The organism is Endobacter medicaginis (assembly GCF_014192375.1).
Taxonomy (GTDB): domain Bacteria; phylum Pseudomonadota; class Alphaproteobacteria; order Acetobacterales; family Acetobacteraceae; genus Endobacter; species Endobacter medicaginis.
This window is the reverse complement of the sequence record NZ_JACHXV010000011.1, coordinates 1-24,977: the sequence shown is the minus strand read 5'-3', so window position 1 is coordinate 24,977 and position 24,977 is coordinate 1. Positions and strand designations below refer to the sequence as shown.

30 protein-coding genes are annotated in these 24,977 nt (G+C 69.0%); 19 read left to right on the top strand and 11 right to left on the bottom strand.

Going from position 1 to position 24,977, the window contains the following annotated elements:
- Window positions 1-11: 11 nt before the first annotated feature.
- From FHR90_RS12945 to FHR90_RS12915, 7 genes are all read left to right on the top strand, one after another.
- Window positions 12-1,337, top strand: coding sequence for a sigma-54-dependent transcriptional regulator (locus FHR90_RS12945; RefSeq protein ID WP_176622914.1), 1,326 nt, complete (start codon window positions 12-14; stop codon window positions 1,335-1,337).
- A 74-nt stretch (window positions 1,338-1,411) separates the two neighbouring features.
- Window positions 1,412-3,472, top strand: coding sequence for a flagellar biosynthesis protein FlhA (gene flhA / locus FHR90_RS12940; protein ID WP_246330265.1), 2,061 nt, complete (start codon window positions 1,412-1,414; stop codon window positions 3,470-3,472).
- Window positions 3,472-4,494: a hypothetical protein gene (locus FHR90_RS12935; RefSeq protein ID WP_183275357.1), complete on the top strand. Its 1,023-nt coding sequence runs from the start codon at window positions 3,472-3,474 to the stop codon at window positions 4,492-4,494. The genes flhA and FHR90_RS12935 overlap by 1 nt, the downstream gene beginning before the upstream one ends.
- 20 nt (window positions 4,495-4,514) lie before the next feature.
- A complete protein-coding gene (locus tag FHR90_RS12930; protein WP_176623373.1) occupies window positions 4,515-5,372 on the top strand; it encodes a nucleotide-binding protein in 858 nt (285 codons plus the stop codon).
- Between the two features lie 81 nt (window positions 5,373-5,453).
- Window positions 5,454-5,651, top strand: coding sequence for a hypothetical protein (locus FHR90_RS12925; RefSeq protein WP_176623371.1), 198 nt, complete (start codon window positions 5,454-5,456; stop codon window positions 5,649-5,651).
- Between the two features lie 105 nt (window positions 5,652-5,756).
- Window positions 5,757-6,596, top strand: a complete 840-nt coding sequence (locus FHR90_RS12920; RefSeq protein ID WP_246330253.1) for a carbon-nitrogen hydrolase family protein — start codon at window positions 5,757-5,759, stop codon at window positions 6,594-6,596.
- Window positions 6,593-7,354 (top strand): NAD kinase, encoded by a 762-nt coding sequence (locus FHR90_RS12915; protein ID WP_266152822.1) that lies wholly within the window; start codon window positions 6,593-6,595, stop codon window positions 7,352-7,354. The genes FHR90_RS12920 and FHR90_RS12915 overlap by 4 nt, the downstream gene beginning before the upstream one ends.
- 12 nt (window positions 7,355-7,366) lie before the next feature.
- Here the strand turns inward: FHR90_RS12915 and FHR90_RS12910 are convergent, their stop codons facing one another.
- Window positions 7,367-8,104 (bottom strand): response regulator transcription factor, encoded by a 738-nt coding sequence (locus FHR90_RS12910; RefSeq protein WP_176623367.1) that lies wholly within the window; start codon window positions 8,102-8,104, stop codon window positions 7,367-7,369.
- 148 nt (window positions 8,105-8,252) lie between these two features.
- Between FHR90_RS12910 and FHR90_RS12905 the strand changes: the two genes are divergently transcribed.
- Both FHR90_RS12905 and FHR90_RS12900 read left to right on the top strand, forming a co-directional pair.
- On the top strand, window positions 8,253-9,674 hold the full coding sequence (locus tag FHR90_RS12905) for a FliI/YscN family ATPase (RefSeq protein WP_176623365.1): 1,422 nt from the start codon (window positions 8,253-8,255) through the stop codon (window positions 9,672-9,674).
- Window positions 9,674-10,087 (top strand): flagellar FliJ family protein, encoded by a 414-nt coding sequence (locus FHR90_RS12900; protein WP_176623362.1) that lies wholly within the window; start codon window positions 9,674-9,676, stop codon window positions 10,085-10,087. The genes FHR90_RS12905 and FHR90_RS12900 overlap by 1 nt, the downstream gene beginning before the upstream one ends.
- Window positions 10,088-10,130: 43 nt before the next feature.
- Here FHR90_RS12900 and FHR90_RS12895 read toward each other — a convergent pair whose 3' ends face one another.
- Together FHR90_RS12895 and FHR90_RS12890 are read right to left on the bottom strand one after the other, a co-directional pair.
- Complete coding sequence (locus FHR90_RS12895) at window positions 10,131-10,562, bottom strand: phage holin family protein (RefSeq protein WP_176623360.1); 432 nt, start codon at window positions 10,560-10,562, stop codon at window positions 10,131-10,133.
- Between the two features lie 4 nt (window positions 10,563-10,566).
- Window positions 10,567-10,830, bottom strand: coding sequence for a hypothetical protein (locus FHR90_RS12890; RefSeq protein WP_176623359.1), 264 nt, complete (start codon window positions 10,828-10,830; stop codon window positions 10,567-10,569).
- 193 nt (window positions 10,831-11,023) lie between these two features.
- Here FHR90_RS12890 and FHR90_RS12885 point away from each other — a divergent pair, with 193 nt between their 5' ends.
- From FHR90_RS12885 to FHR90_RS12865, 5 genes are read left to right on the top strand one after another with little or no spacing between them, the layout of a single operon-like run.
- A complete protein-coding gene (locus FHR90_RS12885; RefSeq protein WP_183275356.1) occupies window positions 11,024-12,136 on the top strand; it encodes an ATP-binding cassette domain-containing protein in 1,113 nt (370 codons plus the stop codon).
- Between the two features lie 52 nt (window positions 12,137-12,188).
- A complete protein-coding gene (locus tag FHR90_RS12880) occupies window positions 12,189-13,100 on the top strand; it encodes an extracellular solute-binding protein (RefSeq protein ID WP_266152821.1) in 912 nt (303 codons plus the stop codon).
- Window positions 13,097-13,507, top strand: coding sequence for a hypothetical protein (locus tag FHR90_RS12875; protein ID WP_183275355.1), 411 nt, complete (start codon window positions 13,097-13,099; stop codon window positions 13,505-13,507). Before FHR90_RS12880 ends, FHR90_RS12875 begins: the two co-directional genes overlap by 4 nt.
- A gap of 6 nt (window positions 13,508-13,513) precedes the next feature.
- Window positions 13,514-13,999 (top strand): YcgN family cysteine cluster protein, encoded by a 486-nt coding sequence (locus FHR90_RS12870; RefSeq protein ID WP_176627153.1) that lies wholly within the window; start codon window positions 13,514-13,516, stop codon window positions 13,997-13,999.
- Window positions 13,996-14,730, top strand: a complete 735-nt coding sequence (locus FHR90_RS12865) for a YgjP-like metallopeptidase domain-containing protein (RefSeq protein ID WP_266152820.1) — start codon at window positions 13,996-13,998, stop codon at window positions 14,728-14,730. The genes FHR90_RS12870 and FHR90_RS12865 overlap by 4 nt, the downstream gene beginning before the upstream one ends.
- A 438-nt stretch (window positions 14,731-15,168) precedes the next feature.
- On the opposite strand, the gene atpC is transcribed toward FHR90_RS12865, so the two are convergent.
- The 5 genes from atpC to FHR90_RS12840 are packed head-to-tail and all read right to left on the bottom strand — an operon-like array spanning window position 15,169 to window position 20,078.
- A complete protein-coding gene (gene atpC, locus FHR90_RS12860; protein ID WP_176623688.1) occupies window positions 15,169-15,573 on the bottom strand; it encodes an ATP synthase F1 subunit epsilon in 405 nt (134 codons plus the stop codon).
- Entirely contained in the window at window positions 15,573-17,021 is a 1,449-nt protein-coding gene (gene atpD / locus FHR90_RS12855; RefSeq protein WP_176623686.1) for a F0F1 ATP synthase subunit beta, read from the bottom strand. The genes atpC and atpD overlap by 1 nt, the downstream gene beginning before the upstream one ends.
- A 36-nt stretch (window positions 17,022-17,057) precedes the next feature.
- Complete coding sequence (locus tag FHR90_RS12850) at window positions 17,058-17,939, bottom strand: F0F1 ATP synthase subunit gamma (protein ID WP_176623684.1); 882 nt, start codon at window positions 17,937-17,939, stop codon at window positions 17,058-17,060.
- A 1-nt stretch (window position 17,940) separates the two neighbouring features.
- Window positions 17,941-19,479: a F0F1 ATP synthase subunit alpha gene (atpA, locus tag FHR90_RS12845; protein ID WP_176623682.1), complete on the bottom strand. Its 1,539-nt coding sequence runs from the start codon at window positions 19,477-19,479 to the stop codon at window positions 17,941-17,943.
- Complete coding sequence (locus tag FHR90_RS12840; protein ID WP_394367836.1) at window positions 19,479-20,078, bottom strand: F0F1 ATP synthase subunit delta; 600 nt, start codon at window positions 20,076-20,078, stop codon at window positions 19,479-19,481. The genes atpA and FHR90_RS12840 overlap by 1 nt, the downstream gene beginning before the upstream one ends.
- Before the next feature lie 172 nt (window positions 20,079-20,250).
- Between FHR90_RS12840 and FHR90_RS12835 the strand changes: the two genes are divergently transcribed.
- On the top strand, window positions 20,251-20,556 hold the full coding sequence (locus FHR90_RS12835; protein WP_176623680.1) for a putative quinol monooxygenase: 306 nt from the start codon (window positions 20,251-20,253) through the stop codon (window positions 20,554-20,556).
- A gap of 5 nt (window positions 20,557-20,561) precedes the next feature.
- Here the strand turns inward: FHR90_RS12835 and FHR90_RS12830 are convergent, their stop codons facing one another.
- From FHR90_RS12830 to FHR90_RS12820, 3 genes are read right to left on the bottom strand one after another with little or no spacing between them, the layout of a single operon-like run.
- The gene (locus FHR90_RS12830) at window positions 20,562-21,419 is read right to left on the bottom strand and encodes a hypothetical protein (RefSeq protein WP_183275354.1); all 858 of its coding nucleotides are present in this window, start codon (window positions 21,417-21,419) and stop codon (window positions 20,562-20,564) included.
- A complete protein-coding gene (locus tag FHR90_RS12825; RefSeq protein WP_221188274.1) occupies window positions 21,416-22,495 on the bottom strand; it encodes an AAA family ATPase in 1,080 nt (359 codons plus the stop codon). Before FHR90_RS12825 ends, FHR90_RS12830 begins: the two co-directional genes overlap by 4 nt.
- Before the next feature lie 16 nt (window positions 22,496-22,511).
- Window positions 22,512-23,084, bottom strand: coding sequence for a hypothetical protein (locus FHR90_RS12820; RefSeq protein ID WP_183275353.1), 573 nt, complete (start codon window positions 23,082-23,084; stop codon window positions 22,512-22,514).
- 142 nt (window positions 23,085-23,226) lie between these two features.
- Here FHR90_RS12820 and FHR90_RS12815 point away from each other — a divergent pair, with 142 nt between their 5' ends.
- From FHR90_RS12815 to FHR90_RS12800, 4 genes are all read left to right on the top strand, one after another.
- Window positions 23,227-23,763 carry a hypothetical protein gene (locus FHR90_RS12815; RefSeq protein ID WP_176626371.1) on the top strand — a complete coding sequence of 179 codons (537 nt, stop codon included), beginning with the start codon at window positions 23,227-23,229 and terminating at the stop codon, window positions 23,761-23,763.
- Between the two features lie 94 nt (window positions 23,764-23,857).
- The gene (locus tag FHR90_RS12810; RefSeq protein ID WP_176626369.1) at window positions 23,858-24,103 is read left to right on the top strand and encodes a type II toxin-antitoxin system Phd/YefM family antitoxin; all 246 of its coding nucleotides are present in this window, start codon (window positions 23,858-23,860) and stop codon (window positions 24,101-24,103) included.
- A complete protein-coding gene (locus tag FHR90_RS12805) occupies window positions 24,100-24,459 on the top strand; it encodes a type II toxin-antitoxin system VapC family toxin (RefSeq protein WP_176626367.1) in 360 nt (119 codons plus the stop codon). Before FHR90_RS12810 ends, FHR90_RS12805 begins: the two co-directional genes overlap by 4 nt.
- Before the next feature lie 60 nt (window positions 24,460-24,519).
- A complete protein-coding gene (locus FHR90_RS12800) occupies window positions 24,520-24,885 on the top strand; it encodes a CRISPR-associated endonuclease Cas3'' (protein WP_221188273.1) in 366 nt (121 codons plus the stop codon).
- Window positions 24,886-24,977: the final 92 nt, after the last annotated feature.

The following is a 24,977-nucleotide window of genomic DNA, read 5'->3' as shown; positions in this document are numbered from 1 at the left end:
GGAGGTCGCAGATGCATCTTCTGGTCATCGGACCCGATGACGTGGCGCTGACGTTCGGCAGCGCGGTCGCCGCGCAGCGCGGCACCGCGTTCACGCGCGTGGCCTCGGTCGCTGCGGGTATCGCGCGTCTTCGCGAGGAAGGCCGCTTTGATATCGTCATCTGCGACATCGACGGCGATCCGGACAGCGTGGGCAGGCTCGGCAGCGCAATGGCGAGCGAGCGTATCGCGCTGCCTGTCGTGGCGTGCGGCAGCCGGCTCGATCCGGTGGCGGCCGGACGCGCGATCCGCGACGGGGCACGTGAATTCATCGCACTGCCGCCTGATGCGGAAGCCATCGCGGCCATTCTGACAGGGCTTGTCGAACGCAGTGATCCTATGGTCGCGGTCGATCCACGCATGCGCCAGCTTCTGCGTCAGGCCGAAAAAATCGCAGCATCGGAAGCGACCGTGCTGATCTGCGGCGAGTCCGGCACAGGCAAGGAGGTGATGGCGCGCTACCTCCACCGACACTCCCGGCGTGCGCCGGCGGCGTTCGTCGCGATCAACTGCGCCGCGATTCCCGAGGCACTGCTGGAATCGGAGCTGTTCGGACACGAGAAGGGCGCGTTCAGTGGCGCTGTCGCCAGACGCATCGGCAAATTCGAGGCCGCCTCCGGCGGCACGCTGTTGCTCGACGAGATCAGCGAGATGGACCTGCGACTGCAGGCCAAGCTTCTGCGTGCCATCCAGGAGCGCGAGATCGACCGGCTGGGCGGCAGCGGGCCGGTGCGCGTCGACACCCGCATCATCGCCACCACCAACCGCGACCTCGCCGACGAGGTCGCGGCGGGTCGGTTCCGGGCCGATCTTTATTTTCGACTCGATGTCGTCAATCTCAGACTCCCCGCGCTGCGGGAACGGCCCGGCGATATCGGACCGCTTGCGCACCATTATGCCCAGCACTACGCCAGCCTGAATGGTCTGGAACCGCGCCGGCTCGCACCTTCGGCGCTCCAGGCGCTGGCGAGGCATGCCTGGCCGGGGAACATCCGCGAACTCCAGAACCTCGTGCATCGCGCCGTGCTGCTCGCCGAGGGCGAGGAAATCGATGCTGACGCGCTGGGTCTGACGAGCGCCACTGCCGTCACAGCACCCATGCCGGTCCACAATCTGGTCGGCCAGACCGTGGGCGGTCTGGAACAGAAACTCATCATCGAAACCCTGCATCATACGCTCGGCAACCGTACACATGCGGCGACCCTGCTTGGGATCTCGATCCGCGCACTGCGCAACAAGCTGCGCGACTATGCAGCACAGGGGGTCAGGGTGCCGTCACCTGAAATGAGATCCGCATGACCGGCGCGGTCCTGCCCGCCCCTCAGGTCGCCGCCGGCCAGCGCGCAACACTCGCGCTCGGCGGCCTTGGCGACATGGCCCGTCGGTGGCGCCGTTTCGCGCCCGGCGCCGATATCGGCCTCGCCATCGGCGTCGTGTGCCTGCTGTCGCTGCTGATCCTGCCGCTGCCCACCCTGCTGCTGGATTTCGGACTCGCCGTATCGGTCACGTCCTCCGTGCTGGTGCTGATGGTGGCCCTGTTCCTGCGTCGTCCGCTCGATTTCACCAGTTTTCCGACCCTTCTGCTGCTGACCACCCTGCTGCGGCTGTCTCTCGAGGTCGCGACGACGCGTCTGATCCTCGGGCACGGCCATGAAGGGCCACTCGCTGCCGGTCACATCGTGGCGGCGTTCGGCGGCTTCCTGATGGGCGGTGACGTGGTGATCGGCGTCATCCTTTTCGCCATCTTGATGATCGTCAACTTCATGGTGATCACCAAGGGTTCGGGCCGAATCGCCGAGGTGGCCGCGCGCTTCAGCCTCGATGCCATGCCCGGCAAGCAGATGGCTATCGACGCGGAACTTTCCGCCGGCGCGATCACCGAAAAGATTGCTCGGTTGCGGCGAAGCGAGCTCGAGCAGGAGAGCGCCTTCTACGGCGCGATGGATGGCGCGGCGAAGTTCGTCCGCGGGGATGCGATCGCCGGATTGCTGATCACCGCGATCAATATCGTCGGTGGACTGGCGATCGGATTGCTCCGACATGGCATGCCGTTCGCCGATGCGACATCCACTTTCACCACCCTGACCATCGGCGACGGGCTCGTGTCACAGATCCCGGCACTGATCGTCTCCACCGCCGCGGGCATCGTGGTCACGAAGGGCGGTATCGAAGGTACCGCGGATGCGGCCCTGATGCGACAGCTCGGCGGCAGCGAGAAGCCTCTGGCCCTCGCCGCTGCCGCCGCCGCGATCCTTGCCCTGATGCCCGGACTGCCGGCGATCCCGTTTCTGGGTCTGGCCGCGCTTGCGGGTGGCGCTGCCTGGTTGCGTCGGCGTCATCCGGTGCGCGCGGCGACCGACGACGACGATGCGAGCGTGATCGCGCCTGCCGCCAGCAGCGAGCCGCCGATCGCAGAGGCAATGCGCATCGACATGATCCGCCTCGAGCTCGGATTTGGCCTGCTGCCCATGGCGGGCGGCGACAGTCCACGCCTGACCGAACAGATCCGCACCCTGAGGCGCAGCTTCGCCTCTGAAATGGGCTTCGTCCTGCCGCCCGTGCGCATCCAGGACAACATGCAGCTCGGCGCCTCGCAATATGTCGTTCGTCTCAAGGAGATCGAGGCGGGTCGCGGCGAGGTGCATCCTGCCCGCCTGCTGGTGATGGACCCGAAAGGCGGCACGCCCGATCTGGCCGGCGAGCCGACCGTCGAGCCCGCCTTCGGCCTGCCGGCGCTGTGGATCGATACCGCGCAACGTGAGGATGCCCTGTTCCGCGGGCTGACCGTCGTCGATCCGGCCAGTGTGATCACCACGCATCTGTCCGAGATGGTCCGGCAGATGATGGCGGAGCTGTTGTCCTACAGCGAGACGCAGAAGCTTCTCGACGAACTGCCCCGCGAACAGCAGAAACTCGTTGCTGACATGATCCCCACACAGATCAGCGTCGGCGGCGTGCAGCGTGTCCTGCAGGCCCTGCTGGCCGAGCGGGTCTCGATCCGCGACCTGACCACGATCCTCGAGGGCGTGCAGGATGCGTGCAGCGTCGGCATGCGCGCCACCACTGCCATCGTCGCACACGTCCGAGCCAGGCTGGCGCGACAGATCAGCGACAGCCATGTCGGGCCAGGCGGCTATGTGCCACTCGTGACGCTCTCGCCGGAATGGGAAGCCGCGATCATCGAGAGTCTGGTCGGTCCGGCCGACGACCGGCATCTCGCGATGGCGCCGAGCCGTCTTTCGGACTTCATTAACCGTCTGCGTGCGACACTTGACCAGGTAGCGGCAACGGGAGAGTCGGCTGTGGTGCTGGTGAGCGGATCGATCCGGCCTCAGATTCGCGCCATCGTCGAGCGCATCCGTCCGCACACGCCGGTGCTGGCCCAGAACGAGATCTCACCCCGGGTCCGCATCCGCACGCTGGCCACCATCTGATGCGGGTCAAGGTGTTTTCCGCTCCGACCCTGCGCGGGGCGATCTCGCTGCTGCGCGAGGAGCTTGGTGCGGACGCTCTGCTGTTGTCCTCGCGCGAGATCGCGGGCGGCGTGGAGGTGACTGCGGCCATCGACCCGGAAGACGCCGCGCAGGACGAGCTGGAGCGTTTCGACGACGTGCCCGCGCCGCCACCGGATCCGGCGCTGATGGCGAGCTTCGTGTGGCACAATCTGCCACCGATCCTGGTCGATGCGCTCAGCCCTCGAACCGGGGAAAGCCTTTCCGATGCCTGTTCACGACGGTTCGTCTTCCGCCCGGCAAGCGACGATCGCGCCCGACAGGCTCTCCTCGTCTGCGGCGCTGCCGGCAGCGGGCGCACGAGCAGCATCGTTGCCCTCGCGCGGCGACATCTTCTTGCCGGCGGCCTGCCGATGGTCATCACCGCCGACCGGCGCCCCGGCGCTGCCGAGACCCTGGCTGCGGCGACGCGCGCGCTCGGGCTGACGCTCATCGTTGCCGACCGGCCCGACACGCTGCGGCGCGCTCTCGCGCGGCAGGATGCCGAGACGGTATTGCTGATCGACACCCCACCTCTGGATCCGTTCAGCCCCGATTCGGCCGAAAGCATCGGAGCGTTGGCCGAGACCGCCGGGGCGAGACCCATGATGACGATCGCCGCGGGGACCGATCCGCTGGAGGCGGCCGAGTTCGCCTGTGCCGCGCGACAGGCTCTGGACGAGCTGGACAGGCTCATCATCACCCGCTTCGCCAGTTCGGGACGCCTGGGCGGACCGCTGGCCGGCTGCCTCGCCGGCGAATTCTCGCTGGCCGCTGCCCTGCTCGGGACCGCCGGCATCAGTGATCTGGGTCCGGACCTGCTCGCCCGGCGGCTGGCCCAACGCCGACCGCTCGCACAGAGCGCGCCGATCAACATCGTGCCCGACGCGACACCCCGCACCTTCAATGACCGACATGCAGCCCTGATTAGCGCTCACATCGCCGCCCAGCAGGCAAGACGCTGACCGAGACAAGGACAACCCCGATGGTTTCCATCAACACCCTGCCCTCCCGAGCCCCGGCAGCCGCGCATGCCGTCGAGCGCCCGGCCGCGACGACCGTGCGGACGCCGGCCTCCGAACCCACGTCGCGGGTGATTGCCATTGCCTCCGGCAAGGGCGGCGTCGGCAAGACATGGTTCTCGGTAAGTGCGGCCTGCCTGCTGGCCCGCGCCGGGCAACGTGTGCTGCTGTTCGACGGCGACCTGGGACTGGCCAATGTCGATATCCAGCTCGGCCTGCTGCCGGAACGCGACCTGTCCAGCGTCATCGGCCGCGACGTGCCGCTCGAGGAGGCGGTGACGCGCTATGGCACGGAGCCCGGCCAGCGTTTCGACGTGCTGGCCGGACGGTCCGGGGCGGGGACACTGGCCGGCATGGATGCGCGCAGTCTCGAACGGCTGCTCGACGGCATGCGCCGCGCCTCCCAGTACGATACCGTGCTGCTTGATCTCGGCGCCGGGATCGATCCTGCGATGCGACGGCTGGCGGCCTCGGCCGATATCAGCCTGGTGCTCGCGACCGACGAGCCAACCTCGCTCACCGATGCCTATGCGGTGCTCAAGCTGCTGGATCGCGACCACCGTCACCTCCGTCGCGGAGCCGCCGCCGATGCACGCATCGTGATCAACCAGGCCAGCACGCTCGGCAGTGGCGAGAAGACCCACGCGATCCTGGCACGGGCCTGTCGGACCTTTCTGGGCAAGGAACCGCCGCTGGCGGGGGTGATCCGTCGCGACGAGCGCGTCAAGGATGCGATCCGCCACCAGGTGCCGCTGCCGGTACGACATCCGGGCAGCCTCGCCGCACGTGACATGCAGCGTGTGCTGACGACGCTGGGCTGAGCGGACAGGCGCGGCCGACATGACAGCCCGGACCTGAAATCCGGACCCGCCATGCAACCGCGCCAACGGCAAGGCGATGTGATGAGTATGATGACCCAGCGTTTCACAGGATCTGTGACACCACGCGGCCCGATCGATGGTTCTGCCTTCGATCTGTGGGTCGAGCGCTCGCTTGCCGGACGGTTTACCGGCTCCCTCGCCGAAGATCTTCCCGAGGAGTGGCTGACGCTCGCATCACGCCTTCCGGTTCGCATATCCGGGGGTACCGACGGCCACTGAGGCCCATCTTTCCCTAATCGGCATCGAGGTGCACGACGCGCGCAATTGAGATAGGACTGCCCCGGCCGGACATGCGGCGGAATTGAGGCGGGAGCGATCAGATCCATGCGCGTCAGCGTCGTGCAGACTTCGCCGGGGACGGACAAGCAGGCCAATATCGCGACCACGATCCGCTTGATCGACGAGGCCGTCGATGCGGACCGTCCGCAGCTGGTGGTGCTGCCGGAAGTGTGGAACAGCCTCGGCGGGACACGAGAGACCAAGTTCGCGAATGCCGAACCGCTGGCCGGCCGCGAACCGGGCGAGACATACGAGGCACTGTCGGACGCAGCGCGCAGGCATCGCATCGTGCTGCATGGCGGATCGATCGGTGAGCGTGACCCTCAGCGCCCGGATCGGCTTTTCAATACCTCGCTGGTGTTTGGTCCGAACGGAATGGAGCTGGCGCGCTACCGGAAGGTGCATCTGTTCGACATCGTCTCGCCGAGCGGCCACAGCTATCGCGAGAGCGACACCTATGCATGCGGCAGCCGGCTTGCGACGTTCGACGCGGGGGGGCTGATCGCAGGCTGCGCGATCTGTTACGATCTGCGCTTCGCCTACCTGTTTTCCGCGCTGAGGGCCGCAGGAAGCGAGTTGATCGTGTTGCCGGCGGCCTTCACGGCCGAAACCGGAGCGGCCCACTGGCATACACTGCTGCGGGCCAGGGCGATCGAGACGCAATGCTGGATCGCGGCAGCCGGAACGTGCGGGCCGCATGCCAACGAACAGGGCGCGACGCGGATGACCTTCGGCCATTCGCTGATCGTCGACCCATGGGGAACGGTGGTGGCCGAGGCCTCGCGCGGGCCGGGCTGGGCCAGCGCGCGGATCGACCGCGCACTCACCCGCCGCGTCCGGGCGGACATGCCAGTGGTCGAGCACCGGCGCGAGTTGTCCGCGTGAGCCGCATCGCCTTCACCGCATCGGCCACCGAGTCGGCGCAAGCCCTGCTGAGGCAGTTCGTCGCCCGTTATGGCGACGTTGGATTCGAGGCGGCGGAATACATCGTCTGCCTCGGCGGTGACGGCTTCATGCTGGAGACCCTGCATAGGGCGCTGCGCACCGGGACGCCCGTATACGGGATGAACTGCGGATCGGTGGGGTTTCTGATGAACGGCGTGCATCTCGACGATGTGCCGGACCTGCTTGCCCGGGCCCAGGCGGCGGTGCTGCACCCGCTGCGCATGCTGGCCACCACGCTGGACGGGCAGCGCCATGAGGCCCTCGCATTGAACGATGTCTTCCTGTTCCGCCAGACCCGGCAGGCCTGCAAGATCGAGATCACCGTGGACGCCAAGGTGCGGATGGAGGAGCTGATCTGCGACGGGGTGCTGGTGGCGACCCCGGCCGGGTCGACGGCCTACAACCTTTCCGCGCATGGGCCGATCGTGCCGCTTTCGGCCAATCTGCTGCCGCTCACACCGATCAGCGCCTTCAGGCCGCGGCGCTGGCGTGGCGCGTTGCTGCCCAGCACCGCCCGGGTGCGTTTCCGCATCGGCGAGGCGGACAAGCGGCCTGCCGCGGCGGTCGCGGACTTCACCGAGGTGCGCGACGTTGAGGAGGTCGAGGTCGCGGAAGATCGCCAGCTCGGAGTGACGGTCCTGTTCGATCCGGAACAGGGGCTGTCCGAGCGGATTGCGATCGAGCAGTTCACGACCTGAGCCGCTGCGGCCTCAGGCCGCAGCGGCGACAGGCGCTTTCGACAGAATGGATGCCGCCGACGCCGCGACGGGCGCGCGGGTTTCCTCACGCAGCATGTAGCCACGTCCCCACAGGGTGGCGATGAGATTGTCGGCCCCCGCCAGGGCGAGCTTCTTGCGAAGCTTGCAGACGAAGACGTCGATGATCTTCATTTCCGGCTCGTCGAGACCGCCATAGAGGTGGCTGAGGAAGGCGTCCTTGGTAAGGACCATGCCCTTGCGCAGCACCAGCAGTTCGAGGATCGCATATTCCTTGCCGGTGAGGTGGACCGGCCGGCCGGCGACCGCGGCCTCGCGCGTTTCCATGTGCAGGGTAATGTTGCCGACACTCAGTGCGGCGTTGCTGTAGCCGCGACTGCGGCGGACGATGGCGCGCAGCCGGGCAAGGAATTCGGCAGGGTCGACCGGAGCCGCCATCACGTCATCGGCGCCGGTCGCGAAAGCGCGCAGACGCAGGTCGCTGCGCGCGGGGGCGCCGATCATCATCACCGGCGCCAGATTGCGCGCGAGACGCAGGCGCCGCAGCAGTTCCACCCCATCCATGTCGGGCAGATCGGACGCGGTCACGACGATATCGTAGTCGTAATGGCGTGCCATCTCGAGTGCGTCGTCGCCGCTTTCAGCCACATCGGCCGTCAGCCTGGCGCTCTCGAACAGGGCACTCATCATCCGTGCATTGTGCAGGTCATTTTCAACCATAAGTACACGCATCACCAACTTCCTTTGGCTTGGTAACCTTTTGGTACCACTTTTGCGTGTATGAAAGCGAGGTAAATTCGCTTGCGAAGCGAATAATTCGTGTCATGTTGGTTAATGTTATGAAAAACCATGTTTTTTTGGGTAGGTGTCGCTCTTGATAATGCATCCTGAGGTTGTGTTGGCGCGTCATCACATCTCCGTAATGCCCTTTGGCGAGGTCTGCGGGCGGGTGACGGGTGTCTCGGGCCTTGCCGTTGCCGTGGAGGGACTCGGCGGTCATGTCGCGATCGGCGATCGGCTTGACCTGCGCAGTCGCGGCGGCGAGGGCATCGCGGCGGAAGTCGTCGGCTTCACCCTTCAGGAGGCGGACGCGCCGCCGGTGGCACAGGCCATGGTGTTCGGGTCGCTCGACGGGATCGGGCCTGGCACACAGGCCCGCCTCGATCTCTGGCTCGAGCCCGGCAGCCCCGATGCGTGCTTTCGCGACCGGCGACCAGGGTTGGCGGTGCATGAGAGCTGGCTCGGACGGGTCATTGATCCGCTCGGCCGTCCTGTCGACGGCAAGGGGTCACTTGTCAGCGGCGATGTGGTGCGCCCGGCGCGCGCCGCACCGCCGCAGGCCACCGACCGCGCCAGGCTGGGGCCGCGGATCGACCTTGGAGTACGGGCGCTGGATCTGTTCACCACCTGTCGGGCGGGACAGCGGCTCGGGCTGTTCGCGGGCTCGGGCGTAGGCAAGTCGACCCTGTTGTCGATGCTGGCCCGGCATGCGGATTGCGACGTCGCCGTCATCGCCCTGGTGGGAGAACGCGGCCGTGAGGTGCGCGAATTCCTCGAGGACGACCTTGGCCCGGATGGCGTGGCCAGGTCGGTGACCGTCATCGCCACCTCGGACAGTCCGCCGTTGATGCGGCGCGAGGCGGCCTATGCCGCGATGACCGTGGCCGAGCATTTCCGCGACCAGGGCCTGTCGGTCCTGCTGCTGATGGACAGCGTGACGCGGTTCTGTCTGGCGCTTCGGGAGATCGCCCTGTCGGCGGGTGAGATGCCGGCGACGCGCGGCTACCCGCCGAGCGTGTTCGCGGAACTGCCTCGGCTACTGGAACGTGCCGGGCCGGGGCCGGTGACACCGGCCGGCGCCGCGGGGCAGATCACGGCGCTGTTCACCGTGCTTGTCGAGGGTGATGACCACAACGAGCCGGTCGCAGACGCGGTACGCGGCATCCTCGACGGACATGTGGTGATGGACCGCCGTCTCGGCGAGGCGGGACGCTATCCGGCCATCGACGTCCTGCGCTCGCTGTCGCGCAGCGTGCCGCGCTGCAACGACGCCGACGAGAACGCCCTGACCTCGCGCGCACGCCGGGTGATGAGCACGCATGCCGAGATGTCCGACATGATCCGGCTGGGGGCCTACAAGGCCGGCAGCGATCCGGATGTCGACGAGGCGATCGTGCTGATGCCGCGGCTCGAGAAAGTGCTCCGGCAGGGACGCGACGAGCACATGTCGCGTCTCGACGCCTTTGCACAGCTTCGCTTGGCACTCGACCCGGCCTCGGCCGCACCAGGAGGGAACAGCTGATGAAGGACCCGCTACTGTCGCTGTTGCGGCTACGCAAACAGGCCATGGACGATGCACGGCGCATGGTGGCCGAGAGTCTCGATGCCCATCATGTCGCCCAGCATCGCCTCCATTTGGCCGAGGAGAACCTCGAACGGGAGACGCGGGCGGCCAGTGCCCTGGACGCCGGCGACGGCGCGGTGGAAGCATTCGCCCGCTGGCTGCACATCGGTCAGGCCGAGATTACCCGATGCCGCGACACCGAGCGCGAGGCCGGCGGGGCGGTCGACCGGGCTCGGGCAGCGCTCGGCCTCGCCAGGGCGGCGGTGGAAGTGGTCGAAAGGCTGATCGCGAGCCGTGCCGAGGCGGAGGCGCGACAGGCGATACGGCGCGAACAGGCACAGATCGACGAACTGCGTCGCCGGGCCCTGTAGCGCCGTGCGGACCGGGCTGGACCGACGGCGCCGGGCCCGTGTTTTAGCGGCGTCTGACCGAGCGGCGGATCAGCCCCACCAGCGCCATCCCCGCCCGGCGCCCGATCGGGCCGGTCAGGGCGGCGGTGAGCGCGGTCAGCGCGAAGGCGTTGCGCATCTCCGTCAGGGAGCGGTCACGGGTGATGCGGGCCTCGATCTCGATCGGATCGGCCACCTTGCCCCGCCCCAGCATCAGCCCGATCAGGGCGATGACCAGATCGACCGCAAGGATGATGACCGACGCCCAGATCGGGCCGACCGCGTCAGGACGCGCCAGCGCCTCCCAGCCGAGCACGTGCAGGAACGCCAGCGCGAACAGGCCGAACAGCCCGGCGACGACGAAGGCTGCGACCTGCGTCCCGGTCCGGCGAACGATGCGTTTGACGCGAAGCAGTTCGGCCTGCGCTGCGACCTTGCCGAGTTCGATGCCGCGCATGCCCTCAGCCCGCCACGCGACCGATGAGATAGCCGGCCGCTGCGGCCAGGGCCAGAGCCACCAGCGGCTGACCGTGGACCTGCTCGGTCACCGTGGCGAGGTTCTCGCTGGTGAAATCACGGGCGGTGTTCAGCGCACTCTCCGCGCGATCGGCCGCATCGGCGACGGCGGGCGTGACGCGTTCGTTCAGGAGCTGTTCGACCTGTTCGCGCAGCGAACTGACCTGTGCCGCGATTTCGTCGGCCTTGCCCTTCGGATCGTCGATCACCTCGGCAGACGCCGATTTCGCCTTGCTGAACCAGCCCATGTTATCCTCCACCTATGACCCGACCGATGTCTACCGAGGTCTGCCTGCCTGCGATACCCGTGCCGTGCCGGCATGGCACGGGTGATGGTTGTGACCGATACGAACGTGATCCGGCCGGGCGGGTTTCCGTATCCCGTCCGCGGGAGCGGTGGCGATGCTGACCCTGAGCGGACTGGCGACCTGCGGATGCGGTCCGGTGAGCCTCGAGCTGGGCCGTGGGGAGGCAGTCGCCCTGCTGTGCCGTCCGTTGTCGTCGGGCAGCGAGTTGTTCGCCGCACTGTCGGGGCGACAGGCGGCGATCGCGGGACTTGGCTGCATCGACGGACGGCCGATCGCAGGCCCCGGGCTGGGAACCATCCGGCGCGATTCGACACCACGGCCCGATCCGCGCCTGGTGGGACTCGCCAGCGCACGGGATCCGTTGCTGGCGCATCTCGACCTGGCTGCGAATGTCGCGCTCGGGCTGCGGATCATCGGCCATGACCGGGACCGGGCACTGGCACGCGCCTCGGAGATGCTGGCCTGGCTCGGGCTGGACGCGGTGGCACATTTGCGACCGACGCAGGTCTCGGCCGCCGAGCGCGTGCGGGCCCATATCGCTCGGGCCCTCGCCTGCCGGCCGCGCCTGCTGCTGCTGGACGATCCGGGCGGCGGCCTCGCACCGCCCGAACGCAGCACCCTGCTGGCGCGGCTGCGGCGACTGATCCTGGCGCACGGGCTGACGGCGATGCTGGCGACCGACGATCCCGACGAGGCATTGGCTTTCGGGGCACGCGCGGGGCTGCTGGAGGCAGGCGGCCTGCGGCAGGAGGGGCGCGCGCGCACGCTGCTCGAGGAACCGTGGCACGCGGCGGTGGCCGAGGCGTTCGGCCATGCCAACCTGCTGCCCGGGCAGGTGCTGGACCTGGACGACATGCTCGACGTCCGGCTCGCCTGTGGGGCGCGGATCGGGGCAATGGCGCCGCGCCGGCCCGGGGCGGGGGCGCTGGCGGAAGGATCGCCCTGCGAGGTGGCGATCCGGCCCGACCGACTGGCGGTCGCCTTCGTCGACCGGCTGCCGGAGCAGACCGAGCGCGGCGATCTCGCCGCGACACTGCTCGATGCGCAGCCGCTGGGCGAGCGCGTACGGCTGCGTTTCCGGCTCGCCGACGGCACGGAGCTGGTGGCCTTGCGGCCGGCCCAGGCGATCCGCGGTGCGCTGGAGCGCGACCGGCCCGCCCTGCTCGCCTGCCGGTCCAGCGACGCGATCGCCTTCCCGCAGGACTGAGCGAGGCGGGGCGGCCGTTGCCCGATACGGCGCGATGGGTTAGCTGCGAGACGTGTCCCCGATCAGGTTCGCCCCCGTCTGGCCTGCCGCGCTGCTGGCCACTGCGCTCGGTTGTGGCGCACACCCGGCACCGGCCAGGGCGGGACGTGTGCCGGCGCCGCGGATCGGCATGCCGGCAGGGCAGCTCAGCAGGCTCGTGGGTCAGGCGATGTCCGGCGGCGGGGCCCGGATGGCGAGCTGGGAGGGCGATCCGTCCGGGATCGGGAGCGGCGCGGGCGCGCCGTCGCCCTTTGCCGTGGTCTACCTCGCCGACAGCTCCGCAACCCTCGCCTGTCGAAACCGGTTGCTGCTGGCCCTGCACCCCGGAGAGGATGGATGCCTGCGTGCAGCACCCGGTCAGAGCCTGGTTCCCGCCGCCCACCCGCGTCGATCGCCTGCGCCGCAAGGGTGGTCGAGCCTGTGGGACCCTGTGCGTTTTCCCGGACGGCGCGGCCTGCCACGCGATCCGCGCGGCACGTTGGAGGTTGCCCTGCTGGCCGACGGGGTGCCGCCGTCGGACATCTACCGACAGCTCGAGACGCCCGCCGGGCTCGACCGGGCGTTCCGCCGGCTCGATCAGCTCCGGCCCTATATCGCCTGGTGGAGCAGCCCGGCGCAGGCGATGGAGCTGCTGCGGCGCGGCGATGTGGTGATGGTCGCAGCCCCTGCCCGGGACGCGGAGGGCCGCGTGATGGCCGGGCCCGCGGTGCCGTTGGCGGCCGACTGGGCGATCCCGGCCGCGCAGACGCCGGCCTTGCGACGACAGGCCCTGGCATTGCTGGACCGGCTCGACGGTGCCACCAAGGCGCTGTCTGACTCCGCCCCGACGTCCCGAGGGCTGGATGCGAAAGTCTCGACCGCGTTCTGGCGCGCCCGTTACACGGTGTTGCGGCAACGCTTCGACGCCTGGCTGGCCGCCGGATGAAACGGATGCCCGCCGGCCAGGCATGGATCGAGGCCGGCTGGAGCCTCGCGCTGACGCTGGCCCTCCCGGGCGCGGCGGTGGGTGGATGGCTGGTCCGACATGGCATCGGGGACATCTCGTCGGGCCGGGCGGTGGGGCTGGCCTGTGTGTTCCTGCTGCCGGTGATCGTGCTGCCGGGACTGGCGCGCGCCCGGCGCAATGCGCTGGGCGAGGCGCGGCTGCTGCGCGATCTGGGGGCGAGCCGGATGGCGCGCTGGCGTCTGCTGTGGGGGCCGGTCTATGCGCCGAGACTGCTGCTCGGGATCGGGCTGGCCGCGCTGTGGCTGGGCGCGGCTGCGCTCGCCCCGCCGCTGTCGCGATGGCTGCCCGCACAATTCTTGCACCCGCATCCACCGCGCCCTCTATAAGGAGTCATGGTCGACCTTCCCTTCTGGCGGACGACGCCGCTCGACGCGATGACCGATGCGCAGTGGGAGTCGCTGTGCGATGGCTGCGGGCGCTGCTGCCTGCACAAGCTGCGCGACGAGGATGACGACATCCTCTACACCGAGGTCTCCTGCCGCCTGCTCGATACGCAGAGCTGCCGCTGTTCGGACTATGCCAACCGTCAGGCGAAGGTCCCGGACTGCGTGCGGCTGACCCCGGCGGAGCTCGCCACCATCGACTGGCTGCCGCCGAGTTGCGCCTACCGGTGCGTCGCCGAAGGACGCGGGCTGGCCTGGTGGCACCCGCTGGTGTCCGGCCGGGCAGAGAGCGTGCACGAGGCCGGGGTCTCGGTGCGCGGCCGCGCGATCGACGAACGCGAGGCCGGGATGCTGGAAGACCATATCGTCGCCTGGCCGGCACGCACGCCGAAGGGTGTGGGACTGCGCGCACGCAAGCCGGCCAGCGCGCGGTGAGCCGCCCGCCGGCAACACCGCTGCGACGGGATGCCGACGATGCCGTCGAGGTGATCGAACTGGGCTGCGGACCGGTGCCGGTGCGCTGGCGGGTCAGCCGCAGGGCGCGACGGCTGTCGCTGCGCATCGATCCGAGCGGCGGGCATGTGGTGGTCACCCTGCCGCCGCGGGCATCGCGGTCCACGGGCCGGGCGCTGCTGGGACGGCATTCGGACTGGATTGCCGGCCGGCTGGCGGCGCTGCCGAGCCGGATCGATTTCGCCGACGGCGTGTGCATCCCCCTCGACGGGCTGACGCATCGGATTCGTCACGATCCGCTGTCGCGCGGCGGGGTGCGGGTCGACGCCGGCATGCTGGTGGTCAGCGGGGAGGCGCAGTTCCTGCCGCGCCGGCTGTCGGATTTCCTGCGTGCCGAGGCGCGGCGGCGGCTGGCGGTGCATGTCGGCCGGATTGGCGCGGGTCTCGAGCGGCGGCCGCGGCGGCTGTCGATCAAGGATGTGCGGTCGCGCTGGGGGAGTTGCACCGCAGATGGCACCCTGATGCTGAGTTGGCGACTGGTGATGGCGCCGCCCACGGTGCAGGACTATGTGGTGGCGCACGAGATGGCGCATCTGTCGCACATGGACCATGGCGAGGCGTTCTGGCGGCTGGTGGACCGGTTGACCCCGAATCGGCTGATGGCCGAACGCTGGCTGCGCGAACAGGGGCCGGCCCTGTTGCGAATCGGCTGACCCTGGGGCACGTTCAGATCAAGTGCGGACGTGGCGAAACGGTAGACGCAGCAGACTTTAACGACCCAATTGGAGTGCGCGCGCGGAAACGCGCGACGTAGAACCGCTCAAAGTCGGGGAACGCTTCCGGGCCGGTGGTCCGATGCCGATCCCGAGCCAAGCCCGTCGCCATGGCGGGAAGGTGTAGAGACTGGACGGGTGGCGCCTGGGGCCCGGATTCCGGGTGATGGCGAAGGGACAGTCCAGCCCACGAACGCTGCCTTCGGGTGGCGGCGGCGAAAGCCGAAGTGGGATGAAAATCTGCTTTCCGACAGGAAGTGCGGGTTCGAAACCCGCCGTCCGCACCAGACTTGCGGGGCTCTGCCGCGCGCCCCGGCAGGAGCCTGAGGCTCCTGCACCTGCATCAATGTCGGGGAGGTGCAGGGCGGCGCCCTGCGATCAGGCCTGCGCGGTCTCGACCCAGGCCTGCGCCGACAGGACCGCGTCCTGCAACGGCAGCAAGGTGGTGATGTCGGACTTGTCGGCGTCGTCATAGGCCTTCTGGGCCGCCGCAAGACGCGTCTCGCCCTCGGCGCGGGACAGCTCGGCGAGCGGGGTCGCCTCGTCGGCCAGCACCGTGCAGCGCTCGGGGGTGATTTCGGCGAAGCCGGCGGAGACGAAGAACCGGTCGGTCACCGAGCCGCCCTCGTGCAGCTCGACCACGCCGCCGCGCAGCAGGGTGATCAGCGGCGCGTGGCCCTCCATCGCGGCGAGATCGCCCTCCGAGCCCGGAATGACGACCATGTCGACATCGCGGGCCAGCAGCTCCTTCGCGGGGCTGACGATCTGGAGCGCGACCGGCATCAGGCTTTCGCCTTCGCGCTCTCGGCCTTGGCGATCGCCTCGTCGATCGAGCCGACCATGTAGAAAGCGCTCTCGGGGAGGTGGTCATATTCGCCGGCGACGATGCCCTTGAAGCTGCGCACCGTGTCCTCGATCGAAACCAGCTTGCCAGGCGCGCCGGTGAACACCTCGGCGACATGGAAGGGCTGGCTGAGGAAGCGCTGGATGCGACGGGCGCGGGCGACGGTCTGCTTGTCGTCTTCCGAGAGCTCGTCCATGCCGAGAATGGCGATGATGTCCTGCAGCGACTTGTAGGTCTGCAGGATGCGCTGCACGTCACGCGCGACCTGGTAGTGCTCCTCGCCGACGATCTTCGGATCGAGAGAGCGCGAGGTCGAATCCAGCGGATCGACGGCCGGGTAGATGCCGAGCTCGGCGATCGAGCGGTTCAGCACCGTGGTCGCGTCGAGATGGGCGAAGGAGGTGGCGGGCGCGGGGTCGGTGAGGTCGTCGGCCGGCACGTAGATCGCCTGCACCGAGGTGATCGAGCCCTTCTTGGTCGAGGTGATGCGCTCCTGAAGCGCGCCCATGTCGGTGGACAGCGTCGGCTGGTAGCCCACCGCAGACGGGATGCGGCCGAGCAGGGCCGAGACCTCGGAGCCCGCCTGGGTGAAGCGGAAGATGTTGTCGACGAAGAACAGCACGTCCTGGCCTTCCTCGTCGCGGAAGTATTCCGCGATCGACAGGCCGGTCAGCGCGACGCGGGCGCGCGCACCCGGCGGCTCGTTCATCTGGCCGTAGACCAGGGCCACCTTGGAGCCCTCGGTGGTGCCCTCGCCGAGCTTGATCACGCCGGCATCGATCATCTCGTAATAGAGGTCGTTGCCCTCGCGGGTGCGCTCGCCGACGCCGGCGAACACCGACACGCCGCCATGCGCCTTGGCGATGTTGTTGATCAGCTCCTGGATCAGCACCGTCTTGCCGACGCCCGCACCACCGAACAGGCCGATCTTGCCGCCCTTGAGGTAGGGGCAGAGCAGGTCGACCACCTTGATGCCGGTAACCAGGATCTCGGCCGAGGCGGCCTGATCCTCGAAGGCCGGCGCGTCGCGATGGATCGACCAATGGGCCACGGCCTGCACCGGGCCGCGCTCGTCGATCGGCTCGCCGATGACGTTGAGGATGCGACCCAGCGTGCCCGGACCGACCGGGACCGAGATCGGGCCGCCGGTGTCGGTGACTTCCGCGCCACGCACCAGACCGTCGGTGGTGTCCATGGCGATGGCACGCACGGTGCGCTCGCCGATCTCCTGGGCGACTTCGAGCACCAGCGTGCTGTCACCGACCTTCACGGTCAGCGCGTTCTGGATGAAGGGCAGTTCGCCCTCGAACTGCACGTCCACCACCGCGCCGCGGACCTGGGTGACGCGGCCGACATTGTTGCGGCCCTGGGTTTGTGTCTCGGACATCGGGGTGCTCTCCGGTCGTGCTTTTCGTGATCGCGATCAGACGGCTTCGGCGCCGGAGATGATCTCGATGAGTTCCTTGGTGATGTTGGCCTGGCGGGTGCGGTTGTAGTTCAGCGTCAGCCGGTCGATCATCTTGCCGGCATTGCGGGTGGCGGAGTCCATCGCCGTCATCCGCGCTCCCTGCTCGCCGGCCGCACTCTCCAGCATCGCGCGATAGATCTGCATCGACAGGTTCTGCGGCAGCAGCCGTGCGAGGATGGTCTCCTCGTCGGGCTCGAACTCGTATTGCGGCGCGTCGGCGTCATCGGCCGCGTCTTCGGCGTCGTCGAGTGCCAGCGGGATCAGCTGCACGGTGATCGGCGTCTGCGACATCACGTTGTTGAAGCGGTTGAACACCAGCGTGCAGACGTCGAACTCGCCCTTGCTCAGCATGTCGTTGATCTTGGCGCCGATCGACGCCGCCTGGCCGTAATCGGTCGGCTTGTTGCCGATCAGCTCGCGGTGCACGAGATCGCCGCGGAACTCGCGTTCGAGGTAGTCCGCACCCTTGCGGCCGATGGGCAGGAACTTCACGGTCTTGCCATCGGCACGCAGCTTGCGCGCATGGTTGCGCGCGGCCCGGCCGACATTGGAGTTGAAGCCGCCGGCGAGGCCGCGATCGGCACTCACCACCACCAGCAGATGGGTCTGATCGCGGCCGGTGCCGGCAAGCAGCGGCGAGGCGTTGGGCTGCCCGGCCAGCGATTTCGCCAGCGCGTTCAGCATCCGCTGCATCGCTTCCGCATAGGGACGCGCCGCCTCTGCCGCGCCCTGGGCACGCTTGAGCTTCGACGCCGCGACCATCTTCATCGCGGAAGTGATCTTCTTCGTCGACTTGACGGAGTTGATACGCCCGCGGAGCTCCTTCAGGCTCGGCATGTCAGTCGGCCGTGAAGCGACGGGCGAACTCGCCGAGAACGCCCGAAAGCTTCTCCTCGGTGTCCTTCTTGATCTCGCGGGCGTCGCGGATCGCGGTCAGGATGTCGGCATGGTTGGCGCGCATGTCGGCAAGCAGCGCCGCCTCGAAGGCGACGACCTTGTTCACCGGCACCTTGTCGACGAAGCCGCGGGTGCCGGCGAACAGCACCACCACCTGCTCCTCGACCGGCAGCGGCGAGTTCTGCGGCTGCTTGAGCAGCTCGGTCAGGCGCGCGCCGCGGGCCAGCATCTGCTGGGTGGCCGGGTCGAGGTCGGAAGCGAACTGCGAGAACGCCGCCATCTCGCGATACTGGGCGAGCTCCAGCTTGATCTTGCCGGCGACCTGCTTCATCGCCTTGATCTGGGCCGCCGAGCCGACGCGGGAGACCGAGCCGCCGACGTTCACCGCCGGGCGGATGCCCTTGAAGAACAGGTCGGTCTCGAGAAAGATCTGGCCGTCGGTGATCGAGATCACGTTGGTCGGGATATAGGCCGAGACGTCGCCGGCCTGGGTCTCGATGACCGGGAGTGCGGTCAGCGAGCCGCCGCCATTGGCGTCCGACATCTTCGCCGCCCGCTCCAGCAGGCGCGAATGCAGGTAGAACACGTCGCCCGGATAGGCCTCGCGCGCCGGCGGACGGCGCAGCAGCAGCGACATCTGGCGATAGGCGACCGCCTGCTTGGTGAGGTCGTCATAGGCGATCAGGGCGTGGCGGCCGTTGTCGCGGAAGAACTCGCCCATCGTCGCACCCGTGTAGGGGGCGAGATACTGCATCGGCGCAGGGTCCGACGCGGTGGCGGCGACGACGATGGAGTATTCCATCGCGCCCTCTTCCTCGAGCGTGCGCACGATCTGCGCCACCGTCGAGCGCTTCTGGCCGACCGAGACGTAGATGCAGTAGAGCTTGCGGCTCTCGTCGTCGCCGGCATTGACCGGCTTCTGGGCGAGGAAGGTGTCGAGGATGATGGTGGTCTTGCCGGTCTGGCGGTCGCCGATGATCAGCTCGCGCTGACCGCGCCCGATCGGCACCAGCGCGTCGATCGCCTTGATGCCGGTCTGCATCGGCTCGGTGACCGACTGGCGCGGCATGATGCCCGGCGCCTTCACCTCGGCGCGCTTGCGCTCGACATTGGTGAGCGGACCCTTGCCGTCGATCGGGTTGCCGAGACCGTCGACCACGCGGCCGAGCAGGCCGAGGCCGACGGGGACGTCGACGATGTCCTTCGTGCGGGTGACGGTGTCGCCCTCGCGGATCTGGCGGTCATCGCCGAAGATCACCACGCCGACATTGTCGGTCTCGAGATTGAGCGCCATGCCGCGCAGCCCGGCATTGGGAAACTCGACCAGCTCGCCCGACATGACGTTGGCCAGGCCGAACACGCGCGCGATGCCGTCGCCGACGGTCAGCACCTGACCGGTCTCGGCGATGTCGGCCTCGCTGTCGAACGAGGCGATCTGCTGCTTGAGGATGTCCGAAATCTCGGCGGGACGGATATCCATCACGCGGCTCCCTTCATGGCGTGTTGCAGGCGCTGCAGGCGCGATCTGATGGTGGCGTCGTAGAGGCGGGCGCCGATGCGCAAGGAAAGCCCGCCCAGCAGGGCGGGATCGACCGTCTCGCGCAGATCGACCTTCGAATAGCCGGCCTCGGTGAGGCGGGCGCGCAACTGGGTGCGCTGCAGGTCGGTCAGCGGGAAGGCGGAGGTGACATCGGCCGCCACCACGCCGCGGCGCGCGGCGAGCAGGGCGGCGAAGGCGCTCACGATCCGGCGCAGTTCGGGCAGGCGGCGATTGGCGGCGACGACGCCGGCGAAATCGGTGACGGTCTTGCCGAAGCCCTGCGCGGCGAGCACGGCGTCCAGCGCCTTCGCTCCTTCGCGGATATCGACCAGGGGGCTGGCCAGCAGGCGGCGCAGGTCGGCGCTCTCGTCGATCAGCCGGCCGAGGGAGGCGATCTGGTCGGCGACGGCATCGACCTCGCGGCGCTCGTCAGCCAGGGCGTAGAGCGCGCGCGCATAACGCTCGGCGAGGCCGTCGCTCGCCGGGTCGAGAGTGCTGGTCGGGGTCGAGATCGCCGCTTCTGTTCCGCCCGGGGCCACGCGCACGTTTCCATCTTGTTTTGTTGCGTCCGGATCACCGGACCGGTCGCTTCCGCGCGGCCTCTAGCATGCCATGGTGAAGATACGCAACAAGCCGACCTATCTCCGCGGGTGCAAACCTCGCACCTTCCGGAGGCGTTGTCGCGGCATCGAGACAGGAGCGGATCGGTCGATGAGTGAACGCACAGCTTTCGTGGTGATCGCCGAGTTCGTGGCGCGGCCGGAGCGGATGGGCGATTTCCTGGTCGAATGCCGGGCGGATGCGGCGAGTTCGGTCGGGCTCGAACCCGGCTGCCGAAGCTTCGACGCGGTGGTGCCGGACGACGCGCCGGACCATGTCGTGCTTTATGAGGTTTATGACAGCGCAGCCGCGTTCGCGGCGCACAAGGCGACGGCGCATTACGCTCGGTTCGCGCAGGCGGTGGCGGAGATGACGGTGGGAACGCCGGTCGTGCGGAGCTGCACGCGCGTCGGTTGAGACGATCAGGACGTGCGCGGGTGATAAAGGGCGGTCGGGCCGAGGGGTGAAAGTGTGGTGCTGCCCGGGTGCCCGGTCACCAGGGAGGCGCTGGCCGCGGCCGGGGTGCCGTCGCCGTGCCAGCAGCCGAAGGCAAATCCGACGCGGTAGAAACCCTGCTTGAGGCCGAGCTGGACCGGCTCGTAGACCAGCTCCTTGCCCGCAGGCAGTCCGAGCTGGACATCGGAGATCGCCAGCACATGGCCGATGCCGACGCGCGAGAGGCAGTTCGCCGGAGCGGTGTCCCGGCCGGCTGGCCGGGTGATGCGTACAGACAGGGCGGTCTGTCCGCCATCGCGCACCAGCCAGACCCCGGTCGCCGCGAGAACGTGCCGCCCGGGGCCGGGCGCAGCCGCGATGAGACTGGCCATGTCGAGGGTGGTTTTCGGCAGATCGACGGTGCCGAGCGGCAGCTCGGCAAGACCGAGATCGAGGTCCTCGCGGCCCTGCACGGACAGGATCTGTCCCAGCCAGCCGGGCGCGAGCCGCGACAGTGCGGTCGCCGGGCCGTCGGGCGGCATCGCCTCGTCGGGGGCGATCGCGGTGACGGTGCCGTCCTGCGGCAGGCCGGCGCCGGGCAGCGGCTTCGCCCATCCGGCAGCACCCGACGGGGTCGCACCCGGCCAGGGGATCGCCGCCCAGGCCTGGGCGAGCCAGGCGGGCGCGGTGCCGGCGCGCAGTTTCGTCAGCTCATGCGCGGCCCCCAGGGCGAGGCCGAGCCCGAGCAGCACCGGCGGGCCAAGCACGATGGCGATGCGGTAGGTTTCATCGCGCTGCCACAGCCAGGCATGGGCGAAACGCGCCCGGGCGAACAGCAGCCTCATGGCTCGGCGTCCTCGGTCAGTACGGCGCGGATATCGGCGACCTCGATCAGTTGCAGGTCGATATCGCGCTGGCCAAGCGACGGGCCGAGGCGTACCGCCTGCGCCTCGCGGGCGCGTTCGAGCACGGTGCGGGCGGTGCGGGCGTTGGCGAAATCCGGCAGGCCGGAGGCCCAGTCGAACCAGGCACGCAGCTCGGGCGCGGCCTTGGGGCTGATGTGCAGGCCGTCGTCCTGGGCCATGTTGTAGATGATGCCCACCAGCTCGTCGGCCGAGTAGGGCGGAAAATCCAGAGACTTGGTGAAGCGCGACGGCAGGCCGGGATTGCTGCGCAGGAAGTGCTGCATCGGGCCCGGGTAGCCGGCGACGATCACCACCAGCCGGTCGCGATGGTCCTCCATCTCCTTCATCAGCGTGTCGATCGCCTCCAGCCCGTATGGGTCGGCCATGCCGGGGCTGCGCCCGGCCAGCGCATAGGCCTCGTCGATGAACAGCACGCCGTCATGCGCGGAGGCCAGCACCTCACGGGTCTTGATCGCGGTCTGGCCGGTATAGCCCGCCACCAGCCCGGAGCGGTCGGTCTCGATCACGTGACCGCGTTCCAGCACGCCGAGGGCTCGGAGCAGTTCGCCATACAGCCGGGCGACCACCGTCTTGCCGGTGCCGGGCGGACCGGCGAACACCATGTGCAGCGAGGCGGGCGCGACGGGCAGGCCGCCCTCGCGCCGCGCCGCCTCGACGCGCAGGCGTTCGACCAGGCGGTGGATCTCGGCCTTGACCGGTTCCAGCCCGACCATCGCATCAAGCTCGGCGAGCAGGCGCGGGACTTCGCGCGGGTCGCCGGAGCGGACATGGAGCGCGCGTTCGCTGCGACCGGCGATCCGCGGCCAGAGCCGTGCGAGGCGAAAGCCGGCATAGAGCGTGCCGGCGAGGCCGAGCACGGCCACCAGCCCGAGCGCGTCGGCCTGCGAGACGCGCGGCACGGCATGGAAGGCGACGAGCACCGAGACGGCGGTCATCACCACCATCGAGGCGCCGATCACCGGCGAGGGGCCGAGGGCGCGGCGGATCCACATCATGTCGGGCGACCGCCGCTCAGAACGGCTTGTCGCAGTCGGGGCCGGGCGTCCAGCTCACCGCCTGCGTGTTCGGCCCGTCGGGCAGCACGTGCCATGACGGCAGCAGCGAGACGACCGCGCCGCCGCTGGCGATGACCGAGATGGTGCCGTGGCCGGTCGAGAACGGAGCAGGATAGGGGATCGCCACGCGCAGCGGGGTCGGGCCGAGCGCGAATAGCGGCGAGACATAGCCGCCGGAGACGATCCGCGCGCCGGCCTCACCCTGCGCGGGGGCGGCGGGATCGCGCTGGAGCGTGATGTAGGCGAGATGCATCGGGCAGGTGCGGTCATTCTCGGCGAGCTTCTGCGCGAAGGTGCCGCGATGCGACAGGGTGGTCAGCGCCGAGGTGAGATCGCCCTGCGCGACCGCCGACAGCGCAAGGGGCTGCTCGGGATCGGCGATCCGCGGCGGCGCCTGCATCGCGTCGGCCGCGACCCAGGCGCCGAAGCCGGTGGCGGCGGCGAGCGACAGGCCGGCGGCGAGCCTGCCGGGGGTGGCCGCACGTCTGGGGGCGAGACGCGCGCGGCGCCGCATCTGAGGTGTCTGCACGTGCTGTCCGCTGCTCCCGTCCGCCTGCGCGATGCGAGGCTAACGCAGGAGCGGCGCAAATGTCGTTAATTTCGCGTCACCGCGTTAACCGCTTGCTCATCTGCTGCGGCGATACTGGCCGCGAACCTGGTCGGAGCCCCTGATGAGCGGCAGCGTCGGCGACACCACCAACATCACCGTCGTCGCGCCGCACCCGCCGGCGGCGGCGGCGACGACGCATGGGCTGAGCTTTCATTCCATCCTGTCGGCCCTGAACCCGCTGCAGCTGATCCCGGTGGTGGGGTCGATCTATCGGGCGGTGACCGGCGACGAGGGGGATCCGACGGTGCGGTTCTTCGGCTCGCTGGCGGTCAGCGGACTGACCGGCGGGCCGATCGGGCTGGGGATCAACATCCTCGAGAAGATCACCGGCATCGACCCCGAGGCGATCGCCTTCAAGCTGCTCGGCATCCACATGCATCACGAGGCGGCGACCGCGACTTCGGCCGAGACCCCTGCCCCCGCCGCTGCGTCTTCCCCTTCCCTAGCCACTGCCACGCCGGCGGCCGATCCGGCGGCGGGCGGTGGGTGGAGCCAGGCGGCGCTGCGCGCCTATGGGGTGTCCGACACGAGACTGCACCAGGCGGGGGCGGATGAGCTCAACGGGCTGGAGCTGACGCGGCTGCACCGGACCGTCTGACGGGGGCGCTGCGGGGTCCGACACGGCCTTTCGGGGCGGGTTGGGACAGTGTGTACATGGGGTGTACACGCTGAAATGGGGCTGTGTCGGCAAAATGGCGGGCGAACGGGTCGGGATCAGGGCCCTGAGGGGTGATCTTACCAGCTATCTACGTCGCGTGCAGGCGGGCGAGACGTTGCTGGTGACGTCGAACGAGGCGGTGGTGGCGGAGCTGCGGCCGGCGGAAGGGTCGATGCGGCCGGCGCGGCAGCCGGGGGCGCTGGCGGGGCGGATCGGGGTGTCGACGGAGGTGTGGGACACGGCGCAGGATCTGCTCGACGCGCTGATGCAGGCGCCATGAAGATCCTGGTCGGTGCGCATACCCTGCTGCTGTGGCTGGCGGGAGGCGAGGGCCTCGGCCCGAAGACGAGGGCGATGATCGCCAGCCCGGCCAACGAGCTGATGGTCAGTGTGGTGTCATTGTGGGAGATCGCGGTGCAGATCCGGGCCGGCGCGGCGGTGGCGGATCTCGACGAGATCATCGGCGTGCTGCCGGCGGAGGGCTTCAGGGTGCTGCCTCTGGAGATGACACATCTGGCGCGGTTGCAGAAGGTGTCGGTCAGGCATCGCGACCCGTTCTTTCACGTGCTGATGGCGCAGGCGAAGGCGGAAGGCGCGATGTTGATCACGAATCTGCCGAGAGGGTGCGCTGAGTGACGGCACCCTTTCACGCACAGCGTCGCGGGGCGGCCGGAGGCCGAGTGGGAGCTGCTGCGGGTGCATCTGCGCGAGGTGGCGGAGGAGGCCGGGCGGCTGGCGGGACGGCTGGGTCTCGAGGCTGTCGGACAGATCGCCGGGCTGCTGTATGATCTGGGCAAGTATCTCGATGCGTTCCAGCGCCGGCTGCACGGCGGGCCGCGCATGGATCATGCGGCGGCGGGGGCGCGGTGGGCGCGCGACAGGTTGCCGGCCCCGTGGGGCGGGCTGATCGCGCATGTGGTGGCGGGGCATCATACCGGGCTGCGGGACGGGCTGCTGCAGCCGGATGGGCGGCTCGCACAGGCGGGGGCCGCGGCGGACATCGCGGCGAACGGCGGATATGTATGCTCGGTTCGACGAGGTGCTGGTCCAGCGCCTGGCTAGGGCTGGGACCCATAAAGTAGATTCCCACGACGGCTTCGACGTGATTCAAAGTCTCCGGAAGGAGACCACCGTTGGACCGAGACCATTTCTGG

Excerpts from the sequence above, each read along its gene's own strand:
- FHR90_RS12910 (WP_176623367.1), bottom strand. The coding sequence starts at position 8,104 with ATGCGTGTACTTATGGTTGAAAATGACCTGCACAATGCACGGATGATG.
- FHR90_RS12905 (WP_176623365.1), top strand. The coding sequence starts at position 8,253 with ATGCATCCTGAGGTTGTGTTGGCGCGTCATCACATCTCCGTAATGCCC.
- FHR90_RS12925 (WP_176623371.1), top strand. The coding sequence starts at position 5,454 with ATGAGTATGATGACCCAGCGTTTCACAGGATCTGTGACACCACGCGGC.
- FHR90_RS12920 (WP_246330253.1), top strand. The coding sequence starts at position 5,757 with ATGCGCGTCAGCGTCGTGCAGACTTCGCCGGGGACGGACAAGCAGGCC.
- FHR90_RS12895 (WP_176623360.1), bottom strand. The coding sequence starts at position 10,562 with ATGCGCGGCATCGAACTCGGCAAGGTCGCAGCGCAGGCCGAACTGCTT.
- atpC (WP_176623688.1), bottom strand. The coding sequence starts at position 15,573 with ATGCCGGTCGCGCTCCAGATCGTCAGCCCCGCGAAGGAGCTGCTGGCC.
- flhA (WP_246330265.1), top strand. The coding sequence starts at position 1,412 with ATGGCCCGTCGGTGGCGCCGTTTCGCGCCCGGCGCCGATATCGGCCTC.
- FHR90_RS12810 (WP_176626369.1), top strand. The coding sequence starts at position 23,858 with ATGGCGGGCGAACGGGTCGGGATCAGGGCCCTGAGGGGTGATCTTACC.
- FHR90_RS12935 (WP_183275357.1), top strand. The coding sequence starts at position 3,472 with ATGCGGGTCAAGGTGTTTTCCGCTCCGACCCTGCGCGGGGCGATCTCG.
- atpD (WP_176623686.1), bottom strand. The coding sequence starts at position 17,021 with ATGTCCGAGACACAAACCCAGGGCCGCAACAATGTCGGCCGCGTCACC.
- FHR90_RS12830 (WP_183275354.1), bottom strand. The coding sequence starts at position 21,419 with ATGAGGCTGCTGTTCGCCCGGGCGCGTTTCGCCCATGCCTGGCTGTGG.
- FHR90_RS12805 (WP_176626367.1), top strand. The coding sequence starts at position 24,100 with ATGAAGATCCTGGTCGGTGCGCATACCCTGCTGCTGTGGCTGGCGGGA.
- FHR90_RS12835 (WP_176623680.1), top strand. The coding sequence starts at position 20,251 with ATGAGTGAACGCACAGCTTTCGTGGTGATCGCCGAGTTCGTGGCGCGG.
- FHR90_RS12945 (WP_176622914.1), top strand. The coding sequence starts at position 12 with ATGCATCTTCTGGTCATCGGACCCGATGACGTGGCGCTGACGTTCGGC.
- FHR90_RS12850 (WP_176623684.1), bottom strand. The coding sequence starts at position 17,939 with ATGCCGAGCCTGAAGGAGCTCCGCGGGCGTATCAACTCCGTCAAGTCG.
- FHR90_RS12815 (WP_176626371.1), top strand. The coding sequence starts at position 23,227 with ATGAGCGGCAGCGTCGGCGACACCACCAACATCACCGTCGTCGCGCCG.
- FHR90_RS12930 (WP_176623373.1), top strand. The coding sequence starts at position 4,515 with ATGGTTTCCATCAACACCCTGCCCTCCCGAGCCCCGGCAGCCGCGCAT.
- FHR90_RS12825 (WP_221188274.1), bottom strand. The coding sequence starts at position 22,495 with ATGATGTGGATCCGCCGCGCCCTCGGCCCCTCGCCGGTGATCGGCGCC.
- atpA (WP_176623682.1), bottom strand. The coding sequence starts at position 19,479 with ATGGATATCCGTCCCGCCGAGATTTCGGACATCCTCAAGCAGCAGATC.
- FHR90_RS12900 (WP_176623362.1), top strand. The coding sequence starts at position 9,674 with ATGAAGGACCCGCTACTGTCGCTGTTGCGGCTACGCAAACAGGCCATG.
- FHR90_RS12885 (WP_183275356.1), top strand. The coding sequence starts at position 11,024 with ATGCTGACCCTGAGCGGACTGGCGACCTGCGGATGCGGTCCGGTGAGC.
- FHR90_RS12875 (WP_183275355.1), top strand. The coding sequence starts at position 13,097 with ATGAAACGGATGCCCGCCGGCCAGGCATGGATCGAGGCCGGCTGGAGC.
- FHR90_RS12870 (WP_176627153.1), top strand. The coding sequence starts at position 13,514 with ATGGTCGACCTTCCCTTCTGGCGGACGACGCCGCTCGACGCGATGACC.